21 protein-coding genes are annotated in these 20261 nt (G+C 53.6%); all 21 read right to left on the bottom strand.

Going from position 1 to position 20261, the window contains the following annotated elements; genetic code table 11:
* Positions 1 to 2: 2 nt before the first annotated feature.
* On the bottom strand, positions 3 to 1646 hold the full coding sequence (locus BN6471_RS07230; RefSeq protein WP_066647121.1) for an AMP-dependent synthetase/ligase: 1644 nt from the start codon (positions 1644 to 1646) through the stop codon (positions 3 to 5).
* An 83-nt stretch (positions 1647 to 1729) separates the two neighbouring features.
* A complete protein-coding gene (locus tag BN6471_RS07225) occupies positions 1730 to 2983 on the bottom strand; it encodes a [Fe-Fe] hydrogenase large subunit C-terminal domain-containing protein (RefSeq protein WP_066647118.1) in 1254 nt (417 codons plus the stop codon).
* 100 nt (positions 2984 to 3083) lie between these two features.
* Positions 3084 to 4295: a glycosyltransferase family 2 protein gene (locus BN6471_RS07220; RefSeq protein WP_162270192.1), complete on the bottom strand. Its 1212-nt coding sequence runs from the start codon at positions 4293 to 4295 to the stop codon at positions 3084 to 3086.
* A 160-nt stretch (positions 4296 to 4455) separates the two neighbouring features.
* A complete protein-coding gene (gene def, locus BN6471_RS07215) occupies positions 4456 to 4905 on the bottom strand; it encodes a peptide deformylase (protein WP_066647107.1) in 450 nt (149 codons plus the stop codon).
* A 10-nt stretch (positions 4906 to 4915) separates the two neighbouring features.
* The gene (gene cysK / locus BN6471_RS07210) at positions 4916 to 5842 is read right to left on the bottom strand and encodes a cysteine synthase A (RefSeq protein WP_066649907.1); all 927 of its coding nucleotides are present in this window, start codon (positions 5840 to 5842) and stop codon (positions 4916 to 4918) included.
* A 136-nt stretch (positions 5843 to 5978) separates the two neighbouring features.
* A complete protein-coding gene (locus BN6471_RS07205; RefSeq protein WP_066647104.1) occupies positions 5979 to 6671 on the bottom strand; it encodes a PRC-barrel domain-containing protein in 693 nt (230 codons plus the stop codon).
* A 50-nt stretch (positions 6672 to 6721) separates the two neighbouring features.
* The gene (locus tag BN6471_RS07200) at positions 6722 to 8110 is read right to left on the bottom strand and encodes a VanW family protein (protein ID WP_066647101.1); all 1389 of its coding nucleotides are present in this window, start codon (positions 8108 to 8110) and stop codon (positions 6722 to 6724) included.
* Positions 8111 to 9277, bottom strand: a complete 1167-nt coding sequence (locus BN6471_RS07195; protein WP_147554001.1) for a hypothetical protein — start codon at positions 9275 to 9277, stop codon at positions 8111 to 8113. It abuts the gene before it with no gap.
* Between the two features lie 320 nt (positions 9278 to 9597).
* Positions 9598 to 9879, bottom strand: a complete 282-nt coding sequence (locus BN6471_RS07190) for an HU family DNA-binding protein (RefSeq protein WP_066647094.1) — start codon at positions 9877 to 9879, stop codon at positions 9598 to 9600.
* 34 nt (positions 9880 to 9913) lie between these two features.
* On the bottom strand, positions 9914 to 10795 hold the full coding sequence (locus BN6471_RS13270) for a C40 family peptidase (protein ID WP_066647091.1): 882 nt from the start codon (positions 10793 to 10795) through the stop codon (positions 9914 to 9916).
* Positions 10796 to 10814: 19 nt separating this feature from the next.
* The gene (locus BN6471_RS07180; RefSeq protein WP_066647088.1) at positions 10815 to 11501 is read right to left on the bottom strand and encodes a PRC-barrel domain-containing protein; all 687 of its coding nucleotides are present in this window, start codon (positions 11499 to 11501) and stop codon (positions 10815 to 10817) included.
* Positions 11498 to 12826: a hypothetical protein gene (locus BN6471_RS07175; protein ID WP_066647085.1), complete on the bottom strand. Its 1329-nt coding sequence runs from the start codon at positions 12824 to 12826 to the stop codon at positions 11498 to 11500. Before BN6471_RS07175 ends, BN6471_RS07180 begins: the two co-directional genes overlap by 4 nt.
* Positions 12823 to 13308 carry a hypothetical protein gene (locus BN6471_RS07170; RefSeq protein ID WP_066647082.1) on the bottom strand — a complete coding sequence of 162 codons (486 nt, stop codon included), beginning with the start codon at positions 13306 to 13308 and terminating at the stop codon, positions 12823 to 12825. Before BN6471_RS07170 ends, BN6471_RS07175 begins: the two co-directional genes overlap by 4 nt.
* Complete coding sequence (locus tag BN6471_RS07165; protein ID WP_066647078.1) at positions 13305 to 15011, bottom strand: hypothetical protein; 1707 nt, start codon at positions 15009 to 15011, stop codon at positions 13305 to 13307. The genes BN6471_RS07170 and BN6471_RS07165 overlap by 4 nt, the downstream gene beginning before the upstream one ends.
* Positions 15012 to 15030: 19 nt before the next feature.
* Positions 15031 to 15570, bottom strand: a complete 540-nt coding sequence (locus BN6471_RS07160) for a hypothetical protein (RefSeq protein WP_066647074.1) — start codon at positions 15568 to 15570, stop codon at positions 15031 to 15033.
* A gap of 12 nt (positions 15571 to 15582) precedes the next feature.
* Positions 15583 to 16101 carry a hypothetical protein gene (locus BN6471_RS07155; RefSeq protein ID WP_066647070.1) on the bottom strand — a complete coding sequence of 173 codons (519 nt, stop codon included), beginning with the start codon at positions 16099 to 16101 and terminating at the stop codon, positions 15583 to 15585.
* A gap of 94 nt (positions 16102 to 16195) precedes the next feature.
* Positions 16196 to 16897, bottom strand: coding sequence for a hypothetical protein (locus tag BN6471_RS07150; protein WP_066647068.1), 702 nt, complete (start codon positions 16895 to 16897; stop codon positions 16196 to 16198).
* A 92-nt stretch (positions 16898 to 16989) separates the two neighbouring features.
* On the bottom strand, positions 16990 to 17523 hold the full coding sequence (locus BN6471_RS07145; protein WP_066647066.1) for a hypothetical protein: 534 nt from the start codon (positions 17521 to 17523) through the stop codon (positions 16990 to 16992).
* A 14-nt stretch (positions 17524 to 17537) separates the two neighbouring features.
* Complete coding sequence (locus BN6471_RS07140; protein ID WP_066647063.1) at positions 17538 to 18221, bottom strand: hypothetical protein; 684 nt, start codon at positions 18219 to 18221, stop codon at positions 17538 to 17540.
* A 10-nt stretch (positions 18222 to 18231) separates the two neighbouring features.
* A complete protein-coding gene (locus BN6471_RS07135) occupies positions 18232 to 18756 on the bottom strand; it encodes a hypothetical protein (RefSeq protein ID WP_066647060.1) in 525 nt (174 codons plus the stop codon).
* Positions 18757 to 18818: 62 nt separating this feature from the next.
* Complete coding sequence (locus BN6471_RS07130; RefSeq protein ID WP_147554000.1) at positions 18819 to 20240, bottom strand: hypothetical protein; 1422 nt, start codon at positions 20238 to 20240, stop codon at positions 18819 to 18821.
* Positions 20241 to 20261: the final 21 nt, after the last annotated feature.

Raw genomic sequence — 20261 nt, 5'->3', positions numbered from 1 at the left:
TTTTACGCTCCTATATGTTCCCTTTTGATTTTTTGGGTCGTAGTCCTCTCGAAATCCGTTTCCCGTATCTTGACGCCGCTTAATTGCTTATACGGCGGCAGCGTCTTGTTGAGTTCGTCCACGTCCCGGTCAAGCGTTCCACGGATATCCGTGATGCCATTTTGTACAAAGTAATCGCGATTCAAAAAGACCTCCGCTAAAATACGGTCGTTTTCACCATAGGCGACGATCTCTTCTACATAGGGAATAGCGCGAAAAACCCCTTCTATTTCTTCCGGGGAAATATTCTTGCCGTTTGAAAGGATGATCAGGTTTTTGATGCGTCCCGTCACATACAAAAAGCCGTCCGCATCCAGCCGTCCCAGGTCGCCCGTCTTATACCAGCCGTTGTCGAATACCTTTTTGGTCTCGATATCATCCTCAAAATATCCCAACATAACATTGGCGCCGCGCACCAATATTTCGCCTTCGCCCGTTTCGTCCGGCCGATCGATCCTTACTTCGTTGCAGGGCAACAAAACGCCCACGCTCTTATCGTTATAATAGCCATTCCGGTTTTCCGCCACGATCGGCGCACATTCCGTCACACCATAACCGTTCATGATGTGTACGCCCAGTTCACGGAACCCCTCCGCGATTTTTTCATCCAAAAAAGCGCCGCCGCAAATGCAAAATTCAAGCTTGCCGCCAAGCGCAGCCAGTACCTCTGCAAAAAGCTTCCTCCGCAGGTCGATACGCAGCTTCATCAGCGCATTGCTTACCCTGAGCCCTGTTAAAAGTTTTTTATCCTTGCCGGATTTTTTGGCCGTCGACCAAACCTTGTGGTACATGGATTCCAGGATCATCGGGACAACAAACAGGTTTACAGGCTTGAATTCCTGCATATCCTTGATTACATATTTCAAATTGTCATTGATAAAAATGGTATAGCCCGCGAATATGCCGCACAGTACGTTGGCCGTAAAGCCAAACGTATGGTGCAAGGGCAGCATCAAAAGCGACGGCCCCGTCAGGTTGATTTTCCTGCGCGCCGCAACCGCATCCGCCATCAAATTAGCGTGCGAAAGCATCACGCCCTTACTCTTTCCCGTGGTTCCCGATGTGTAAACGATGGCCGCCAGCCTGTGGATATCGACCTCATAGTCCGAAAACCCTCTTTCGCCATTGCCGACCGCCTGCCTGCCCTCGCACAGCAATGCGTCAAACCCATTGCCGTCCGCGCTGTCCATATCCACGCAAAGCTTGAGTCCCGCACCGATGCCTAAGGCAGTCTCGCGGTATTTGCGGGAATGGATGAGGACGCTGCAATGGCTGCGCTTGAGCACCTCCGCCATTTCCGCTTCGCTCAAATCCTTGTCGACCGGCACGATCACATTCCCGCCGTTCACAACGGCAAAGTAGGTCACCAGCCACGCATAACTGTTCTCTCCCAGCACAGCAATATGCGCGCCATGAAAGCCCCGTAAAAGCAGCGCCGTTCCCAGCGCCTGGATATCTTCCCTGAATTCCCTGTAGCTTTTCGACGCGACGCCGGTTCCATCACGAAACATAAAAGCAGCAGCGTCATGATATTCATGCGCTGCATAGTCAACCAGTTCCTTTAAACTGTTAAGCACCGGCACCTCGTAGTCGGGGTAATTTTTCATTGGCCCTACTCCTCCATACGATAATCAACGGTCTTACTATACCATATCCCGGAATTTTCTTCAATTACTGCGCTACACTTTTTTCATTGGAAGCGGCGCGTAAAGATATCGCTTTCGCACAACAGGTCTTCCACCGTTTCAAATCCCAGCCGCTTTAACAGTTCCACCACATAGGGATTGTCAATGGGCGTAGCGTAGGTCGCTCCGTTCCCATAATCGTCGACGTTTTCCTTCCCTTCCTCGCGGTCAAGGATGGCTTTCGGCCCACCCACGCAGCCGCCTACGCAGCCCATGCCTTCGTAAAAATTCGCCCCGGTTTCCCCCGCCAGGATACCGTTTATCATAGCCTTGCAGGCCGGTACGCCGTCCGCGTGCTGCGTCCGCACTACGATCTCCCTCGTGGGGCTTAAACGCTCCACAGCCTCTTTTACCGCTTCGCTCACCCCTCCGCTGCGCGCATAGATCCTGCCCGCGCGTGAAGAGTGATCCTTATAGCTTTCTTCCATGTCACGCGGATCGATCTCCAGCGCTGCAAAGATGTCGCGTACTTCCTCAAACGTCAGCACATAATCCACCGCGCCCGCAATATCCGCCTCACGCGCTTCCGCCTTTTTGGCGATGCACGGGCCGATAAATACAGTCACTGCGTCAGGGTGCAGTACCTTGATCGTGCGGCCGCATGCCACCATAGGCGACACGCTGCCCGGCACATGCGGCATCAATTCATGGTATATCTTGCGGATCATGGCGATCCACATCGGGCAGCAGCAGCTTGTCAGCTGGTAGTCCGATTCCGATGCGATGTTGTGGTCAAATTCCAGCGCCTCCTTGAGCGTCAGGATGTCTGCAAACAGGGCAACTTCTATCATCCCGTCAAAACCCATTTTCTTAAATGCGCCCCGCAGTTTCCCCGGGGTGACCTCCGCTTCAAACTGCCCCAAAAACGCCGGAGCAATGAGCGCATATACCAAGCCCTTTGTTTCCCGCAGGGCCTTTAATACCGCCATGATATCCTTACTTGCCGTAAGCCGTTTGTCCTTGCAATGGTCAACGCACGCACAGCACCCCACACATACGCGCGGGTCTATTCGGATGCCGCCTTCCATCCCTGCGCAGATGGCGTCAAACGCGCACTCGTCCGCACAGCCCTGCTGTTCCTCCGGCGAACATTCGCAATTGCCAAACTTCCAGATAACCGGCTGTTTTTCAGGATGCAGCAGGCAGTCAAGCTCCGCAAGCCCTTCGCGTTCCTTTTTTATCTTCTCGATTTCCTGCGCGCTTTTCCCCTGCATATCGGCCTTTAAAAGCCGTTGATATATTTCTTCAAATGCCGCCATGATTTTACTCCCGTGATACGCTTCTTTACCATTAAATTAAAACAGAAGCTGCCGCTTGAAACAATTATCTCCCGGCCGCTTCTGCTTTACCTGCCCCATCCTATAACCGCTCGCCCGGTTCTTCCAGGACTGCCGTCGCCTTTTCGATATCTTCAATCTTACGCTGGCTGCTGTGTTCGATGGGTACCCATTCCGTACGCGGATTGAAAATCGCCGCCAGCGCGATCACCATCATCGAAAGCATAAAGACCGGGTACAATACCACCGCGCGCAGCATCGGACGTAACTTGCGCTTTTCCAGCGCGAGCGTCAGGATCGCCGTGACCATGGCGGCTATCCAGTTGCCAGCCAGCATCCCAAGCAATATGGGAACGCTGAAAGCCTGCAGCGCAGGGTTTAAAAACAGCATGCCTATGACCGCCGCATTGAGCGGAAGCGCCAGCCCCGTCGCCGGGATAAAGAACACATACCATAGAAGATCCAGCGCCTTCCAGTCGCCGCTGAACACCTTTTTGATGATTCTCGAAAAATAAAGGGGGATACACTGCATCCCGCCGATCATCCAGCGGAACCGCTGCTTTACGGACACGCCAACCGTTGTCGGCTGTTCGTCGTAAAAGACCGCTTTTTTAGCCGGCAGGATTTTCCTGCCCGCACAAATTTGCTGGATGGAAAACTCGACGTCTTCTGTCAGGGAATAAGTCGTCCAGCCCTCTTTTCCCAACACTTCCAGCTTAAAGGCAAAGCCCGTACCGCCGACCATGCTCGAAAGCCCCAGCTTATGCCGCGCACCGTGATAAAAGCGCTGCAGCATCAGCCAGTATACCGAATATACTTCACTGATCCAAGAATCATGGATATTCTTTGTATCGCGATAGCCGAGCGCGACATCCGCGCCCGAACACAGTGCGCGGTTCATTTCCGTCAAAAAGTCCTTAGCCGCCAGATTGTCCGCATCGAAAACGCACAACGCGTCAAAATCGTCTTTATGCTCCGCAATCAGGCGGTTGATCCCGTAGTGCAATGCAAAGCCCTTGCCTCTTTTTTCCGCGTCAAAGCGTTCATAAACGGTCGCGCCATAGCCCCTCGACACGTCCGCCGTCTTGTCCGTGCAGTTGTCCGCAACCACAAAAATATGGTAAGCATCCCCGTCGTAATCCTGTGCCTTCAGGCTGGCGATCAGGTTCCCGATTACGCGTTCTTCGTTGCGTGCGCAAACAAGCACCGCGAAACGGTGGCGCTTTTCTTCTTCCGGTTTCAATTCCTTAGATGGCAAGAGTCCCGCACACGCGGTGGTTAACAGCCAAATCATCAATGGCGCCGAATACACCGATAAAATAATCACGACCCATTGGCAGACAACAAACCAAACATTCATACCCATTTTCCCCCATCATTACTCCCCATGACCATATTATACCAGAAAAACAGGCAAAACGTTTTAAGAATTCCTTAAAACTGGAAATATACCCTCATATCTCCTCGATCATATGATCCACAAATAAAATGCCGTCCAGATGGTCAAGCTCATGGCACAAGCATTTTGCCAGATCGCCCTCGCCCCGTATCCTGGTTTCTTTTCCGTTTTCATCGAGCGCCGTGACCGTGACGGACTGCGGACGCAGCGTTTTTCCAAACCGGTCGGGGATACTCAGGCATCCTTCCTCACATTCCTGCAGGCCGCTCTGTTCTTCCATCACCGGATTCACCAGCTTTATCAGTCCATCGCCCATATCAATGACAACCAGCCGCTTCAATATCCCTACCTGGCACGCCGCAAGCCCTGCCCCATTGCCCTGTGCGTACATCGTTTCCGCCATATCGTCCAAGATCATCCTGATCCTGTCGTTTACTTCCGTTACTTCCCTGCTTTTCTTCCGCAGGATATCGTCTCCAAATATCCGGAGCTTTCTTTGTGCCAAACCGTTTCTCCTATTCTTCAAACAGCGGCGTGCTGAAATACCGTTCCGCTGTATCCGGCAATACCGTCACCACCGTCCTGCCTCTTCCCAGTTTTTTTGCCAGCTTGAGCGCCGCAGCCACGTTCGTCCCACTGGAGATACCGCACATCAGTCCTTCGAGACGCGCCAGTTCCTGCGCCGTCCGAATCGCTTCATCATCCGTCACGATGCACACATCGTCGTAAATTTCCGTATTCAGGTTTTCCGGGATCAATCCGTCGCCGATCCCCATCTGCAGGTGCGTACCAATACTGCCGCCCGAGAGGATCGCCGCGTTCTCCGGTTCCACCGCCCATATTTCCATCTGCGGATTCTGCGCTTTCAGCACTTCACCGATCCCGCTGATCGTACCGCCCGTACCGACCCCGCTGCAAAAACCGTGAATCGGGCCCGATACCTGCTCCAAGATTTCGAGCGCCGTATGGTGGCGGTGCACCATCGGGTTCGCAGGATTTGTAAACTGCTGAGGCACATAGACGTTTGGGTCTTCCTTAGCCATTTTGAGCGCTATATTCAGGCATTCATCGATGCAGTCGCCGATGTTGCCGTCGTCGTGTACCATGATCACTTCCGCACCATAATGCCGTACGAGCTTGCGGCGTTCTTCGCTTACGGAATCCGGCATGATGATCACCGTCCGGTAGCCTTTCACCGCCCCCACCAGCGCCAGGCCGATCCCCTGGTTCCCGCTGGTCGGTTCGACGATGACCGTTCCCGGCCCGATCTTCCCGCTTTTTTCCGCCTCATCGATCATATTAAAAGCGGTTCGTGTTTTGATGGAACCGCCAATATTCAATCCTTCATATTTGACCAGTACCTGCGCACCGTCTTTTGCCATGCGTCTGAGGCGTATCATCGGCGTATGGCCGATCGCCTCCAGAACATTATCATAAACCATAGTGTCTCCCATCTGTCTTTCCTGCTGTGATACCCACTTATTATATACTGAATCCGTTTGTTTGCAAACCTATTTTGGACACGATTTCCTGCAAAAAAAGACTGCGGAATCACCGCAGTCTTTACAGTTGTTTTCTTTAGACATCCATCGTCAGCGTCAGCAGCACATCATTGTACTTCGCCACCTGTTCCAAAATTTCTTCCGTGAGCACTGTCCCCGCGCTCAAACGGAACGCCCCATCGCTGCTCTCCACATCGTTTTTCACAACTTTTCCCAGCAAATATGCTTTGGATTCCTCCTCAAGCGCGCTCGGCTTCGGGGCCTCCTCCACGGCCGGCGCCGCCGTTACCGCTTCCACCGTCTGGCGCAACGCTTCGTTGCCCGATTTATCCACAAAGACCATTTTCCCTGCCAGGGTGGTGATCTTATTCCCGCTGTATTCTTCTCCATTATCCAGATAAAGCGTATCGAGCGCACCCGTCTTTTCGTCAAAGCTGAAATCGACGATCCCCCCGATCACATCGCCCGTGCTGGAGAGTACCGTTGCGCCAAGGATGAAAAATCCCTTTTCGATCACTTCGAGTATCTCTTTGGATTCATATATCTTCTTTGCATTCTCGATCGTCGAGGTCATGATGTAATCCGCGCCGATTCCAAGGATATCGCCCGTTGCGATTGCCCGGAACCCATATCCGTTGTTGTCCTTCAGGATCAGGTATTCCACCGTCCTTTTTGCCGCATCGATCATAAAATCCTGTGCGATCCCATTTTCGAGGCCTTCCCTGATTCCCATTACTTTGAGTCCTAATGTTTCTGACGATTTTTTCATTTTTTATTCTCCTATCCGCAGTCTTTTCTACCTATAAATAATTTGCTTCTTTATTTATCCGCTTTATTGGTACCTTCCAGAATGGCTCCCTTGATTTCATGGAAATAATCGTGCGATATCTTTTCGCTCTTGACGATTTCACCGTCCTTCAGGTAATTGCGGTAAACGTCCACCTCATATCCCTTCCTGCCTGTGATGGTCGTCTTCCGCTCCCCTGCCGGTATTTCATCAGTATAGATGATCTCTGGCTTCGGCACATCGATTTCCTTCAAGATATTGTTTTCGATCTCAATATCATATTCGCTCGGCTGCCCATATATTTCGATGACGACGGAATGTTTATAGAAGTCCGCACCCAAATACATCGGATATTCGCTTGTGTTCTTTAATTTCAGATCCTTATCGTCCCAGTTGAGCGTCGCGTCCAGTCCCACGGGCAGATAGGCCGACGGCCAAGAATGGTGTACGCGCTCCACGATTTCCATATCCGCCAAAAGCGCTGCATTATAAAGGGTTCCCGCCACCTGGCAAATACCGCCGCCGAGTTCATCCGTCAGCTTTTTCCCATCCATGATCGCAGGCGCGGCTTTAAAGCCCTTCTCAGCCGTCCGTTCGCCCACCAGGCCGTTAACGGAGAGCGTCTCCCCCGGCTGCAGGACAAGCCCGTTCAGGGCTTTGCACATCAATTGGATGTTGACGTCACGGTTCGGGTTCTCTGTCGCAATCGTTTCGCACCGCCCGATCAGCACCGTGTTTTGCTTAAGCTCTTCTTCCGTCATATCCGGATTTAAGCGCTGTCCCGTTACATTGATATCCTCGGCCTTTCCGCTCTTTAAGTTTGCTTCGATCTGTGCACACACAGCGTCTGCGTCCGCCATGGAACCGACCGAACTCTCTGTGTAAGTAAATTTATGCGTATACTGGTCGAATTTTGCCGTAGCCTCGACCGGCTCCGTATCATATTTGTCCAGAAAGCTTTTTACATTTTTTTCCAGAATCTCGTTGTCGATCAAAATACTGCTTTCAAGCTGTTCTCCCGCATAGGTATGGTCATAGTCCGAAAATACATTGCCGCTCCGGGAATACTCATATGCCTGCTTTAGTATTTCTTCCGCATTGCCGCTCACACCAAGGTCTGCCGCAGTGAACTCACGGATATTGCCGTTATAGGTCACCTTGACCCTGATCTGCTTGAGGTCGTCTCGTTCCTGCTTCAGTACCTCTTCCTTTGCCTGCTCGTAGGTCTTCCCGGCAAGCTCAAACCCGTTCACGACCGTCCCCTGCGCAAACACTTTATTATCCGTTACCTGATGCATGCCGCCGTACGCGCCCATCAGAAGCAATGCCGACGCAAACACCGCAACGATCAAAATATTGAATACATATTGTTTTTTGTCGTTGCGCGCATTTTTACGCTTGAGCTTCTCCGATGCCTTCATCTACTTCATCTTCTCTTTCAGCGTCATCAATACCAACCTCATCTGCTGTTTTTCCTGCGGCGTCATCAAATAGCCGGCGTTCAATATCTTAAATACCTTCTTAAGCGCCTCCTCATAAAATCCTACCTTGATCAGTGCGCGTAATTCTTCGATATCTTCCTTTTTCCGGTCAAACGGCGTTTCCGGTTCTTCCTTCAGCTTTGCCGCAGCACGGCTTGCGATCTGTACAACATCATCCCTTGCCGCCTGATCTGTTTCTTCTTCATCCGCTCCCACAGAGGCATCCCCTTCGGCGAAGACGGCTTCCTCCACGGTGAGCGCCACATTTTCCACAGCCTCATCCGCGGCCATCTTCTCCGTTTCCCCAATCGCTGCTTCCTCGATCAGAGATTCTGCCGTTACATTTGGTTCCTCCACCGGGCCTTCCATATCCTGCTTCGGCTCATCCGGCTCCATGGCAGTCCCTTCGTCAAGCGCTTCGTCTTCCCCGGCATCCTCCGCATATTCCTCCTGTTGCCTTTCTTCCTCCGCCTTTTCTGCAACAGGCGATTCATCCGTTATCGATTCTTCATCCTCGCCCCAACCGTCGCCCGGCAGGAATCCCGGGACATTGCCTGCTTCCATGTAAACCGCCTCTTCTTCCTCCCAGACGGTTTCTTCCCGCGCTATTTGTTCTTCGCCGAATAATCCCCCGTCTTCTAAATCAGAGGGCAGATTTTCCGGCTCCTCCTGTTGCCTTTCGATCTCAATTCCGGCAATTTCATCTTCTTCTGCCAAAAATGCCGTCATAAATTCTTCGTCTTCTTTCTCTGCCAGTTCATGCTGCAACGCCATTCCCTCGGCTTCTTTCATTTGTGCCTGAAGCTGTGCATATGCTTCTTCACGCTGTTTTTCTTCCAGTGCCGCCAATCTTTGCCGCTCTTTTGCGATGCGCTGTTCCTCCCGCTTCTTTTTCCTCGCTTTCGCATGATGCTGCAGCGCCACGGTCATGATATATACAAGGATCAGTACGATCACTGCGCCCCCGGCCACCAATAAGACCGACTTAGCGTTTTGGAAAAAAGAAATATAGTAATACAACAATAATCCAGCGACGCAACCCACGATGATCGCCACGATCATGCCCAGTCTGTATCCCGGATTATCTTTGTTGATTATACAAGCCAAAATTACTCCTACAACCGCCAGAGCAATCATAATGACGATGTTGACGTCCAACCGGCATCTCCCACTCTTTTCTTATTTTCCCATACCTATCGCGTTTTATAATTTATCTCTTTTGTCAGGTATTATTTTATGATACAAAAACGCCCGAAAAGCCCTCTGTAAAAATAAATATTGCCTTTAAAACTTTATCATTTCCACTCTTCTTTGTCAAGAATTTCCAGGACATACAGCGCATACGCAAATCCTTATTATAAAAGACTTTCCGCGTAACAAACAAGGCTGCTTTATCCACAACCTTGTTCGTATACGCCAGTAACCCACTAAGCCCTGTGATTGACGGAATCTTTTAAAGATTTACCGGCCCTGAAAGCAGGGACTGTGGATTGGGGAATGGCGATCTTCTTTTTGGTCTGGGGGTCAACACCGGCCCGCGCGGCGCGTACCCGCGGCTCAAACATGCCAAAGCCGACGATCTGTACGCGCTCACCGTTTTTCAGGGCATTGGTAATGGAATCCAGAACTGCCTCGACCACGATCTCGGTGTCGTGCCGCGAAAATTGGGTACGCCGTGCAGCGGTGTCAATGAGTTGTTTCTTATTCATATCTAAGCTCCTCCTTTGAAAACATAAAATCTTGTTATACGGGCAATCTTCCAAAAGCATAAAAGTGTTCCTGCCAGTAAGGGGTATCGATGCGCGAATAACCTATGGGTTTCCCGCAATGCAGCATATAGCCATTGCCCACATAAATCGCCACGTGTGTGACCGGCCAGTTGGCGTCGTATGTCCCCTGGAAAAAGATCAGGTCGCCGGGACGCGCATCCGTGCTGTCAAGTGGATCGCAAGCGTCGAACAACCCCTGTGCGTTGGTACGTTCAATGGAAAACACACCGGAATTGTTAAGCACCCAACAAACGTACCCCGAGCAGTCGAACGATGTGTCGGGCGTAGACCCGCCCCACACATACGGCATGCCGATATATTGCTTGGCCTCGGCGATCAGGCGAAGATATACGGGGTCGTTATAAAGCTCACCGGGATAACCGTTCCCGCCGCCGTCCGTCAAATGGATCTCCGGGCGGTCGTCGCGCGTGGGTGCAGTGAGCGATAGTTCATCCGCCGCGATATATGCCATCTGCCCATCTTCGGTCATCACGGCATTGAAGCTGTCGTTGACGCGCACGGCATATACCGCGAGTTCCTGGCCGATGGAAACCTCCGCCACGGCCTGCGCCCCCTCTTCCGGCAATGCGAAAAGCTTTGTATCGCACAGTACGCTGCCCATACGCACTTCCGGTATCTGGCCCTGCTGTTTTTTGAAGATTTCGGGCATGGTATACGGCAGCGCAGTTTCGCTTGACGGGGATGCTTCATTCCCTGCTGCCCCCATTCCATCCGGCAGCGAAAGGGGCATTTCCAGTGCCAGTGCGGCGGTGCTGCTCAGCAGCAAGATACACATACAGAGAACAGCGGCCGCCATATGCCGCAAATATGCTTTTTTTACAACACGCCTTTTCATGGCTGGTTTTCCCTTTTTGTTATACATCCATTGTCAAGGCCAGCAGCACATCGCTGTGATCCGCTGCCTGCCCCAGCAGTTCTTCTGTGAGTACGGTGCCTGCCGCGATATGCAGTGCATTGTCCGCAGACACCACATCTTCCCTGACCGTCTTGCCCAGCAAATAGGCCATGGACTCCTTCTGCAGGAGGCTGGGCGCAGTGCCCTGCGGCGCTTCTTCACGCATCTGCGGTGCTGGTTGTTTAAGGATGGAATTCCCGGCTGGGTCTAAAAATACCATTGTGCCTGCCAGCGAAGCGATCTTTTGTGCGTCGAATTCCTGTCCGCCGTCTAAGATCAGCGTATCGAGCGCGCCTGATTTTTCGTCAAAGCTGAAATCCGCTACGCGGCCGATGACATCACCCGCGCTGGTGAGCGCTGTCGATCCCAAGATAAAGAAGCCCGTTTCGATCACTTTTAAGACATCTTTCGATTCGTACATTTTGCGCGCGTTGTCCACAGTGGACGTCATGATATAATCCGCGCCGATCCCCAGGATATCCCCTGTCGCGATCGCCCGGAAGCCGTAGCCGTCCTGATCCTTTAAAATCAGGTATTCCACAGTACGCCTGCCCGCATCGATCATGAAATCCTGCGCACTGCCGCTTTCCATGCCCTCGCGGATGCCCATGACCTTAAGTCCCAATACTTCTGATGCTTTTTTCATTTTTCATTTCCTCCCGTCTGTTTTCGTAATATTTGAATGATGGACTTAAGCTTGACACGCTCGTCCACGGTATATCCATAGTCCTTTTTTAAAGCCTGCTGCGCTTTTTTGAGCGCGGCCTCTGCCTGCTTGGCACTGATCAGGCACTTGATCACCTGCATCTCCGCCGCTTTTTTGACCTCGATCTCGTTCGTATGCTTGACCACATCGTTGAACTGCCGGGCTGCATAAATGTAATCCTTCTTGCCCTTCAGGCTATATGCCTGCCGCAGCGCGCCCTCCACGACGCGCATTGTCCATAACCCGTCCTCCGGTTGTTTCGCAGGTTCCTCTTCTTCCTGTTGTTCTCCCGGTTTCTCCATTTCTCTGGCGGCGATATGGATCTCCCCCCAGGGGATCGCCTTGCTGCGCGGCACTGCATCCGGTACGATGCCCTGCGCTTCTTTGAGCGCTTCGTTGCGCTTCTTCTGTCGTTTTACCCGCACGACCAGAATAGCGATCGCTACCGCCAGTGCGACGGCCCCTGCCCCGATACATACCAACAGCGCATTTTCCTGCAGGAATGCTACCACCCCCGGTGTATCCTCCCGCTCGATGGGCGTCAGGGGAACCGCGCCCGCTGCGGACGGCGTGGCTGTCGCTTTATCCGGTGATACTGACGCTGTCGCGGGAGAGGGCGTAGGCGTTATTGTGGACTGCGGGGCGGACGTGGGTACAGCAGTGACCGGAGCCCCCGCCTGCGTCCCCAGCTCGAGCGTCCGCAGCTGGGAAAGCGCGCCGTTTAAATATTGGTCGTCCCCCGCCTGCTTATAGATCAGGGTCACGGTATACAACGTCCCGTCCTTTGCCACCGTATATATCCTGGCGGAATACGCTTCTGCAGTACTGTCGCCGGTAACAGCGCCAGCCTCTTCACCGGCAAGCTCTTCCTGCGTAATATCGCCGAACGTATATCCGTCGCTCATCTGTGCCATGAGCTCTTCCAGATGCGCTGTCCTTGCTTCCGCACCTTCCTCCCCCGCTTCCAGAGGCTGCGAAGCCACTTTGAGAGAATAGGCCAGTTTTAACAGGCCGTCAGCAGCATCCTTTATATATACGCCTGTCAGCAGTCCGACATCCGGCTCGCTCTGTGCGCTTTTGAGCATATCATCCTTCATATTGGTATCGGAGGGGGTATAATAATACACATTACTGCCGTCCGGGACCTCAATGGAAAATCCGTCGCCCGCATATGCCCGCGCCGCAGCCGTGGCTCCCGCAAGGAATATGGCTGCCGCCAACATGCACGGTATGATACTTTGTATGATCCGTTTCATGTATCTCATTTCGTCTTTTCCCCAAGCTCCAGCAGTATCAGTTTAAGCCTGCTGCGTTCTTCCTGCGTAAGTCCGCCTGCCTTAAGCATTCCGAATATCCGTTTGATGGCCTCATCCGTATGTCCGGCTTTTATCATTTCCCGCAGGAGCGCCATTTCCCGTTTTTTTCCATTATCTTTTTCAAGTACAGTCAGTGCCGTTTCCTGCGGCAAGGCCGGCTTTTCCGTCTTCTTGTGTACCGCGTCCGCGTATTGCTGCGCCAGCGTGATACATACGTAAAGCAGGATCAGCAACACGCTTGACAGCCCTACGTTTAAGAGGATCGTTTGTATATTGCGGAAATAGATCACATAAAAATACAAAAGCTGTCCGGCAGCGTTCCCCAGCACGACCGCTGCTGCCATGCCCTTCCGGCGCCCTTTGCCTTTCATGGCCGTGCACACGGCGATCATCCCTATTACTGCTAAAAGCAAGATCGTTATCGTATTCAACTGTCTTCCTCTCCCGCACCGGGCGTCGCCTGCTGTTCCTCTTTTGGCGGCTGTTCCTCCTCTTTCTTTTTACGCAGGATCAATATTACGAGGATCACGATTCCCAAAACGATGATCGCCAGAACCATGGCCCACATCATTGCATCGATCCCCATGATTTTTTTGCTCACATTGAGCTGCGTGCCGTCTACGCCCGCAACGCCCTTGGGCAGGTTGTCCTCCGTCCCTTCCCGCACCGCCGTCACAGTCGCTTTGCCAGTTTCTTCGTCGACCTCCACCTCCACGATCACAGTATTGAGCCCTACACGCGCAACGATATGCACCGTGCCGTCTTCGCCAATCTGCAGGTCTGTCGTTTCATCATATGTCAGTTCAAATTCGCTGCTCGCCAGGATATTTCCGTCGTCATCCTTTACATAAATGGTATGCGGCCCGATCTCTACACTTTTGAATACCTCCCAGCCCGCGTTGTTCGTCCGTCCGTAATGTACCTTGGAGTGCAGCTCCAGCGGCAGGTTGGCCGCTGCCTCGCCGTTTGTATACGTCACCTTGACTGCCAAATCGATGGGAACGGCGCTTTGCATCGGAACCTCTTCCGTGGGGATATACGTTCCGGCGTTGTCCGCACTTGCAGACGGTGTGGCTGCCGGTATCTGTGTATCCGCAGGCGCGGCAGTGTCTGTCCCTTCAGGCGCCGGGGTTTCCGCCGGCACAGGTGTTGGCGTTGGCAGCGGTGCAGGATCCGGGAGCAGCAGCCTTACATTGTCCCCATCTTCCGGAATGCGCAAAATACCGTTTCCCTCTCCATAGCCAGTTTTGGTGATTTTGTAGTCGTAACCTCCCGCATAAAGATCCGTAAAGAGCGCATGCCCTGCACCGTCTGTACGCACGGCCTGTCCCTTTATCGTCACGACCGCGTCCGCGACCGCATTGCCGAGTGCATCCACCACATACACGTTCACGTCGTACCTGTTGCGCTGCATGACTACCGGTACCGTATGGCGTTTGTTTTTTACAACCGAGATTTCCCCGGCTGTATCCTGGTGTGTTTCGTGCTGCAGCAGGTAGGTATAATTTCCCAGCGGAACCTGCACCGTTGCCTGTCCTTTGGCGTTCGTTTCCGCCATCACTGCGCCGGGCGGCGTATCTGCCGCCGCTTCGCGCGTTGCCGCATCCTTCGGCTGTACCGAAACTGCCGCGCCCGCCACCGGATCGCCTGCATCGTTCGTCACCTCAAAGTCCACATACACGAGATTGTCCCCGCGGTAAAGGTATACGGTTTCCTGTAAAAACTGCCCTGTGTAGGTGACCCTGACCTCTTCGCTGTCGTAATATCCCACCTTTGTCACCACGAACACGTACCCTTTTCCGGACGCGTCCGGCGGGTCTGGAAGCTTGATGCCCGCATGTCCCTTTTCGTCGGTCACCGCCATCAGTACCGTATCCACATTCTCCGGCACGGTATTGACCACCGCTCCCTCAATGGGCTGGTGCGTCTGTGCATCCAGTACGGTAAACAGCAGCCGGTATTCCGTATCCACCTCCATGGTCACTGTCATGCTGTCGCTTTCTTCCCCCGTAAGCGGATCGATATACGACGTATCGCCCGGTTGGATACTGCCTGGCGGCGCGCCAAAACACACCCCGCCAAGGAGTGTCAAAAGCATGCTGACGATGATGATAGCCGCCGCTGTTTTCTTCATTTCTTCCTCTTTCCTGCCTTCAGCCCGTAACCGTGATGTTGATCCGCGCACCGGCAGAGCCCACTTCCCGTTTGCCGTCCGTTTCGTATGCTGTGAATACTGCCGTGGCCGGATAGATTCCCTTTTTCAGTTCCCGCAGGAGCGTTGCCTTTTCCACAAAGTATCCCGGTGCGATCAATCCTGATTTATATATGGTCTCCCCCGTATCGTCCAGCTTGATTTCCACTACGAACCCATACTGGTTGCCCGGAATGTTCTCAATGCGCAGGTTCCCCTCTGCCCCGCCTGTCGCAAATACGGGGTTGGAATTGATGGAGATATTGAGCATGCTGTCTGCGACGATCGTATTCAGCCGCTCACGGATCTCCTCGTCGCTCATATCAGGCAATATCCCCATCTGCGCGTTTTCTTCCGCCACAATCGCGTCCTCTTTTGCCTGCTGCTCGCCCTGCGGCTGCAATACGAACACATACAGCAGGGTTACGAGGATCGCGGCCAAGATCACGATGAGCGCCACCAGAAGGCCGCGGTTCCCTTTTTTCTTGTTCCGTTTTTCCATACTCTTTTTCCCTTAACCCGCCACTGTGATGACGATCTTTGCGCCTGCGGAGCCTACTTCCTGCTCCGTTTCCCGGTCGTACGCATAAAACGTTGCCGTCGACGGATAAACGCCCTTTTCAAGCGGTGTTTTCAGTTTGGTCTTTTCGATATAATATCCCGGCTCGATGACACCCGATTCGTATACCACGTCCCCTGTATCGTCCCGCGTGATAATGACGCGCATCAGGTACTTGTTGGCCGGTATATTTTCGATGCCCAGTACACCCTCTGCGTCGCCGGTCTCAAAATAGGGCGACGAATTGATGGAGATGTTGAACATTCCGTCCGCAACGATCTGCCGGAGTGTTTCGTCGATATCTTCATCGCTTTTGTACGAAAGCTGCCCCATCATCGCGTCAAGATCCCGCTGCGCTTTTGATTTTTCCCCGCCGAATACGCCGTTTACATACAACAGTGCTATTCCTGCCAAAATCGCGGCAACGATGACCACGACAGCGATCCAGCCTCTTTTCTTTTTCTTTTGTGCCATTTTCTTCCCCCCTGTACCAAAGCCGGTCATGCACGAAAAACAAACGCGTTGTTTTCCCTGCAAAACCGGCTTTTACCGGTTTTGCCTGTCCTGCTTACGGAACGGATGGCGTAATGACCGCATTATCGAACTGCGAGATCACGATCTCGATTTTGAACGCGTCCGCTTTACCCACTGCCGCGGGATAATCCGTTTCCTTGCCGCCCGCCTGTGCCGTTACGCTGATCGGAGCGATACCATCGCGCTCGATCTTCTGCAGGCCTGCTTCCAGCGTGCTTCCTTCGATCGACGCCGTACCGGAGCTTGTACCCGCGAGGGTGCCGAACGTTGCGCCGCCCATCGTCAGCTGCAGGTTGTTCTTATCGCCCGTATCGTCCGTCACGGAGTCCTTGAGGCCCCATGCCGTTGTCGAAGGATGCGCGATGCGCGCGACCATCTTGTCTACCTTGATCGCATAGGCCTGGTCCTTTTCAGCATCCGTCCAGCTGTCTTCCCCGCCGGACGTCGTGTTGATGATATTGACGCCCGTCGTCGGTGCGTATGTACGCGGCGCCGTTGCGCCTGTACCACCCTTGACCACCACCGGAATGGTGATCGGTACCGTTGCCGATACGTTAACGGGCGCTACCGTCGCTACCTCCACCGTTACCAGCGAGGATGCCGTCCCCGGCTCGCTGCCCATGCCGGAATTCGGGATGGTCGTGGAATCCCCGGCTGCCGCAAACCCGATGCTGCCCACTGACACAACCAGCACAGCTGCCAGTGCCAGCGCTACGATCATTTTTGTCTTTTTCATTTCTTTTTCTCCTTTCACATGAGAAATTTATGTTTTTAGGTTGCCCTTAATTAAGGCGATATATATGAACAGTGTAGCCACTGTTTTTTCCGTCAGTTCAGTACGAATACATTGATCTTCGCGCCCGCCGTACCCACTGCCTCCAGCGTTTTGGGATCCACCGCCGTGAAAGTCGCCGTGCATGGGTACGTTCCCTTGCCAAGGGCTACGTCCAGCTTGTCGTTCTGGATATACTGTCCCTGCTTGATCCCTGCGGATTCGTAGACCGTCTCCCCCGTATCGTCCCGCGTGATCCTCACCGTCATGTAATATGGATTGTTGGGCACGTTTTCGATACGCAGGTTGCCTTCGCTGTTCCCGTCCTCAAACACGGGATTCGAGTTGATGGAAATATTGAACATCCCATCCTCGACCACCTGGCTTAGCAATGCTTCGATATCTTCCTGGCTTTTGTCGTCGAAAAAGCCGTCCTTTGCCGCCTGGTCGATATCAAACCGCTTGTCGCTTTTTGCTACATTCTGGTAGATCAGGTATCCTGCCACCGCCCCGATTACTATGATTACTATGATCAGTATGGGTACGATCCTGCTTTTCTTTTGCTTTGTTTCCCTGCTGCCTTCTCCCATGGTTTTCTTCCCCCTCATACCTTGTCAAACCGGAACACATTCGCATAGGCCAGTTTTTTGCCCATATGCTTTGTGATGAATCCCGCTACGAGCGGCGAGCCGTATGTAAAACACCTCATCCCGCCGCCTTCGACCTCTCCTAGTACCAGGGCATTTGTGCTGCTTGCATTGCACACATACCCTTCCCCGCCCGGGAACGAAAACGGATTGCGTTCACCGTCCGGCTTTAATACCTTGAGCGCCACAGTATCCTCTGTTGCCGCCGTTTTGTCGTCTGTCAGGACGATCCCGTCCGTAGGCGTTTGCGCCTCGAAGCCGATGATGCTTACCCGGACTGCCGTGGAGCTGTCTTCGTTGTTGTTGTACACGCGCACAGCGGGAGGTGCGAACATCTTGGCAGCGCCCTGGTACGACGCCGCGACCAGCGGTATTTCCAGCGGTACCGTTACATCCAGGATGTCGTCCGCTTTCACCTCGATATCTATAGTCCCGTCGCCGTCCACGTCGATCCCCCCGGCAGCAGCCCTGCCCACATATCCATAGACCGGCACTTCCCCTGCAAGGCTGGCCGGATCGGACGGTGATGAGGATATGTCCTGCCCCTGCGGCGGTTCCGTGAACGCAGGCGTTGCAAAAGCTGCCTTGCCCCCTGCGCTTACCAATATGCATACCAGTATGATACTGACCAGTCGTTTCATATCTTCTTCCCTAGCCTTGTATTGTGATCACCAGCCCTGCGGCCGTCTGTCCCACCTGCTGTTTGGTATCCGGGTCGTACGCATAGATCGTGGCTGTCGCCGCATACTCGCCTTTTTTAAGCTCAATATCCAGCTTGTCCGTTTCGATACTCTGGTTGGGCATGATCCCTTTGGTCTCGTATACCACGTCCCCCGTATCGTCCAGTACGATCGTAACGCTCATCGGATAGGCGTTCGTCGCCGGGTTTTCGATCATCAGCGCGCCCTCTGCCTGTGCGTTTTTGAATACCGGCCGCGAATTGATCTTGAAGGAAAATGTACTTTCATCCACGCTCTGCTGCAACTGCGACAACATATCTTCCTGTGAAAGGCCGCTCATTGCGCCGTCTTTGGCGCGGTCGTCCGTCAAAAACTCCGCCGGTGACAAGCCGCCGATCACGCCCGTCAGAAGCAGGCCCGCAACCACCGCGCACGCCAGCACGACGACCACAACCACCACCAATGCCGTGTATTTTTTCTTCTTTCCTTCCGCCATACTCTCTTCTCTCTTTTTCCGCGTTTCTTTACCAGTGCCGTGACCGCCATATGGCGCCTGCGCTAACCGCTTTGTTCAAACTTCAGCGTCATGGAAAATCCTGCGCGCAGCGTCGGTATATCCGTCCAAGGTATACTGAATATGTTATAGTTCGGCGTATCGCCCGCAAAGGTGAACTTGCCTTGCGCCTTTGAATCCATCACCCCCAAAAGAATGGGTGTGAACGTTCCCTGCCTGTTTGGTACCAGCGCGCTCTTTTCCATGCCCGTGAACGCCCCCGCATCCGCAGAGGCTTCCTTTACATACAGCACCATTTCGTCTGCCGCCAACCGGCTGCCCGGCGCTACCAGGCTGAACCCGTTTTCCGCCCCGCTGTATTGTGCCGTATCTTCCATACCTGTCACGATCGCTTTCGTCTTTACAAACGCACTGTTGTTCTTCACCGTGTAATCCGGCGCAAGGAATCCGCCGCCAAACGTATTCGGCAGCACCGCAAACATCAGCTTCACCGGTACCGATACATTCAGCACATTTCCCTCGTCAAGCACGCGCTTCTCGCTTGTGTTTCCCACATTGTCCGTCGCGCGGATCATATGCACCGCCGTATTGGGATCGTCCGCCGTTTCAAACGAATACTTTCCATTTCCCTCGTCCGTTACGCCGCGTCCATAACCGGCATCCGCTTCCGTCTTCCACACAATGTTCGCCGCCGTTACACCGCTTTGCGTATCCGTTACTTCAAACGTCACCTTTGTGCCGCTTGCACCCGTATCCGTAAATAACACATTGCTGACCAGCGGCGCCGCCGTATCGATCCCGCCGACCGCCACTGCGCTGCTGTCTGCGCGCTGCCCGCCAAAACTTTCCGCATGCACGTAATATGTCCCTTCCGCCATCCCGTGTACGCTCTCGTACACATGGGCCGCCGCATCATTGAGCTGCATCTCGCAAGTGTTTTCCCTGCCTGCTTCGTCCGTCGAACACCAGACGCGGCCGAGCAGTGGCCAGCTGTCCGTCACTTCCGCGCGCAGTGTACGTTCCTGCGCCCACGCCGTATCCGCCTGCGCGGGATATTCGCTCACGCTGCCGATCACTGGCGGCGTGCCTTCCCGCATTTCCTCCGGGTTCCTTGTCACCTGCGGGTAATCCGCCTCCGGCGCCGTGATTGCCGTGTATATCCCGGCGTCCAGGCCGAAAAGCTGCCCCAGCATATCCGCTTTTCCAAGCTTTTGCGCTCCGCTGTCCGTGCCGGCGGCATTTCCGGCGCCCACGCCGTATGAGGCGCCGCCCACATCGCCGTCCCAGCCGTTATTCGTGAAAGTTGCGCTTCCGCCGTTTCCGGCGATCCCGCCCACAAAGTTTCCTGCTGCGGCCGCTTTGAGCATACCTGCATTATAGGTATCGTGCACCTGCACGTAGCCGTTTGCCGCTATGCCCACGATACCGCCCAGGTTTTGTGCCGCGCCCGTTTTTGTCGTTTGCACAACGCCCTTGTTGTAACTGCC

Origin of the sequence: Christensenella timonensis, assembly GCF_900087015.1 — a bacterium.
Lineage (GTDB): Bacteria > Bacillota > Clostridia > Christensenellales > Christensenellaceae > Christensenella > Christensenella timonensis.
This window is presented reverse-complemented; position numbering and strand designations above follow the sequence as displayed.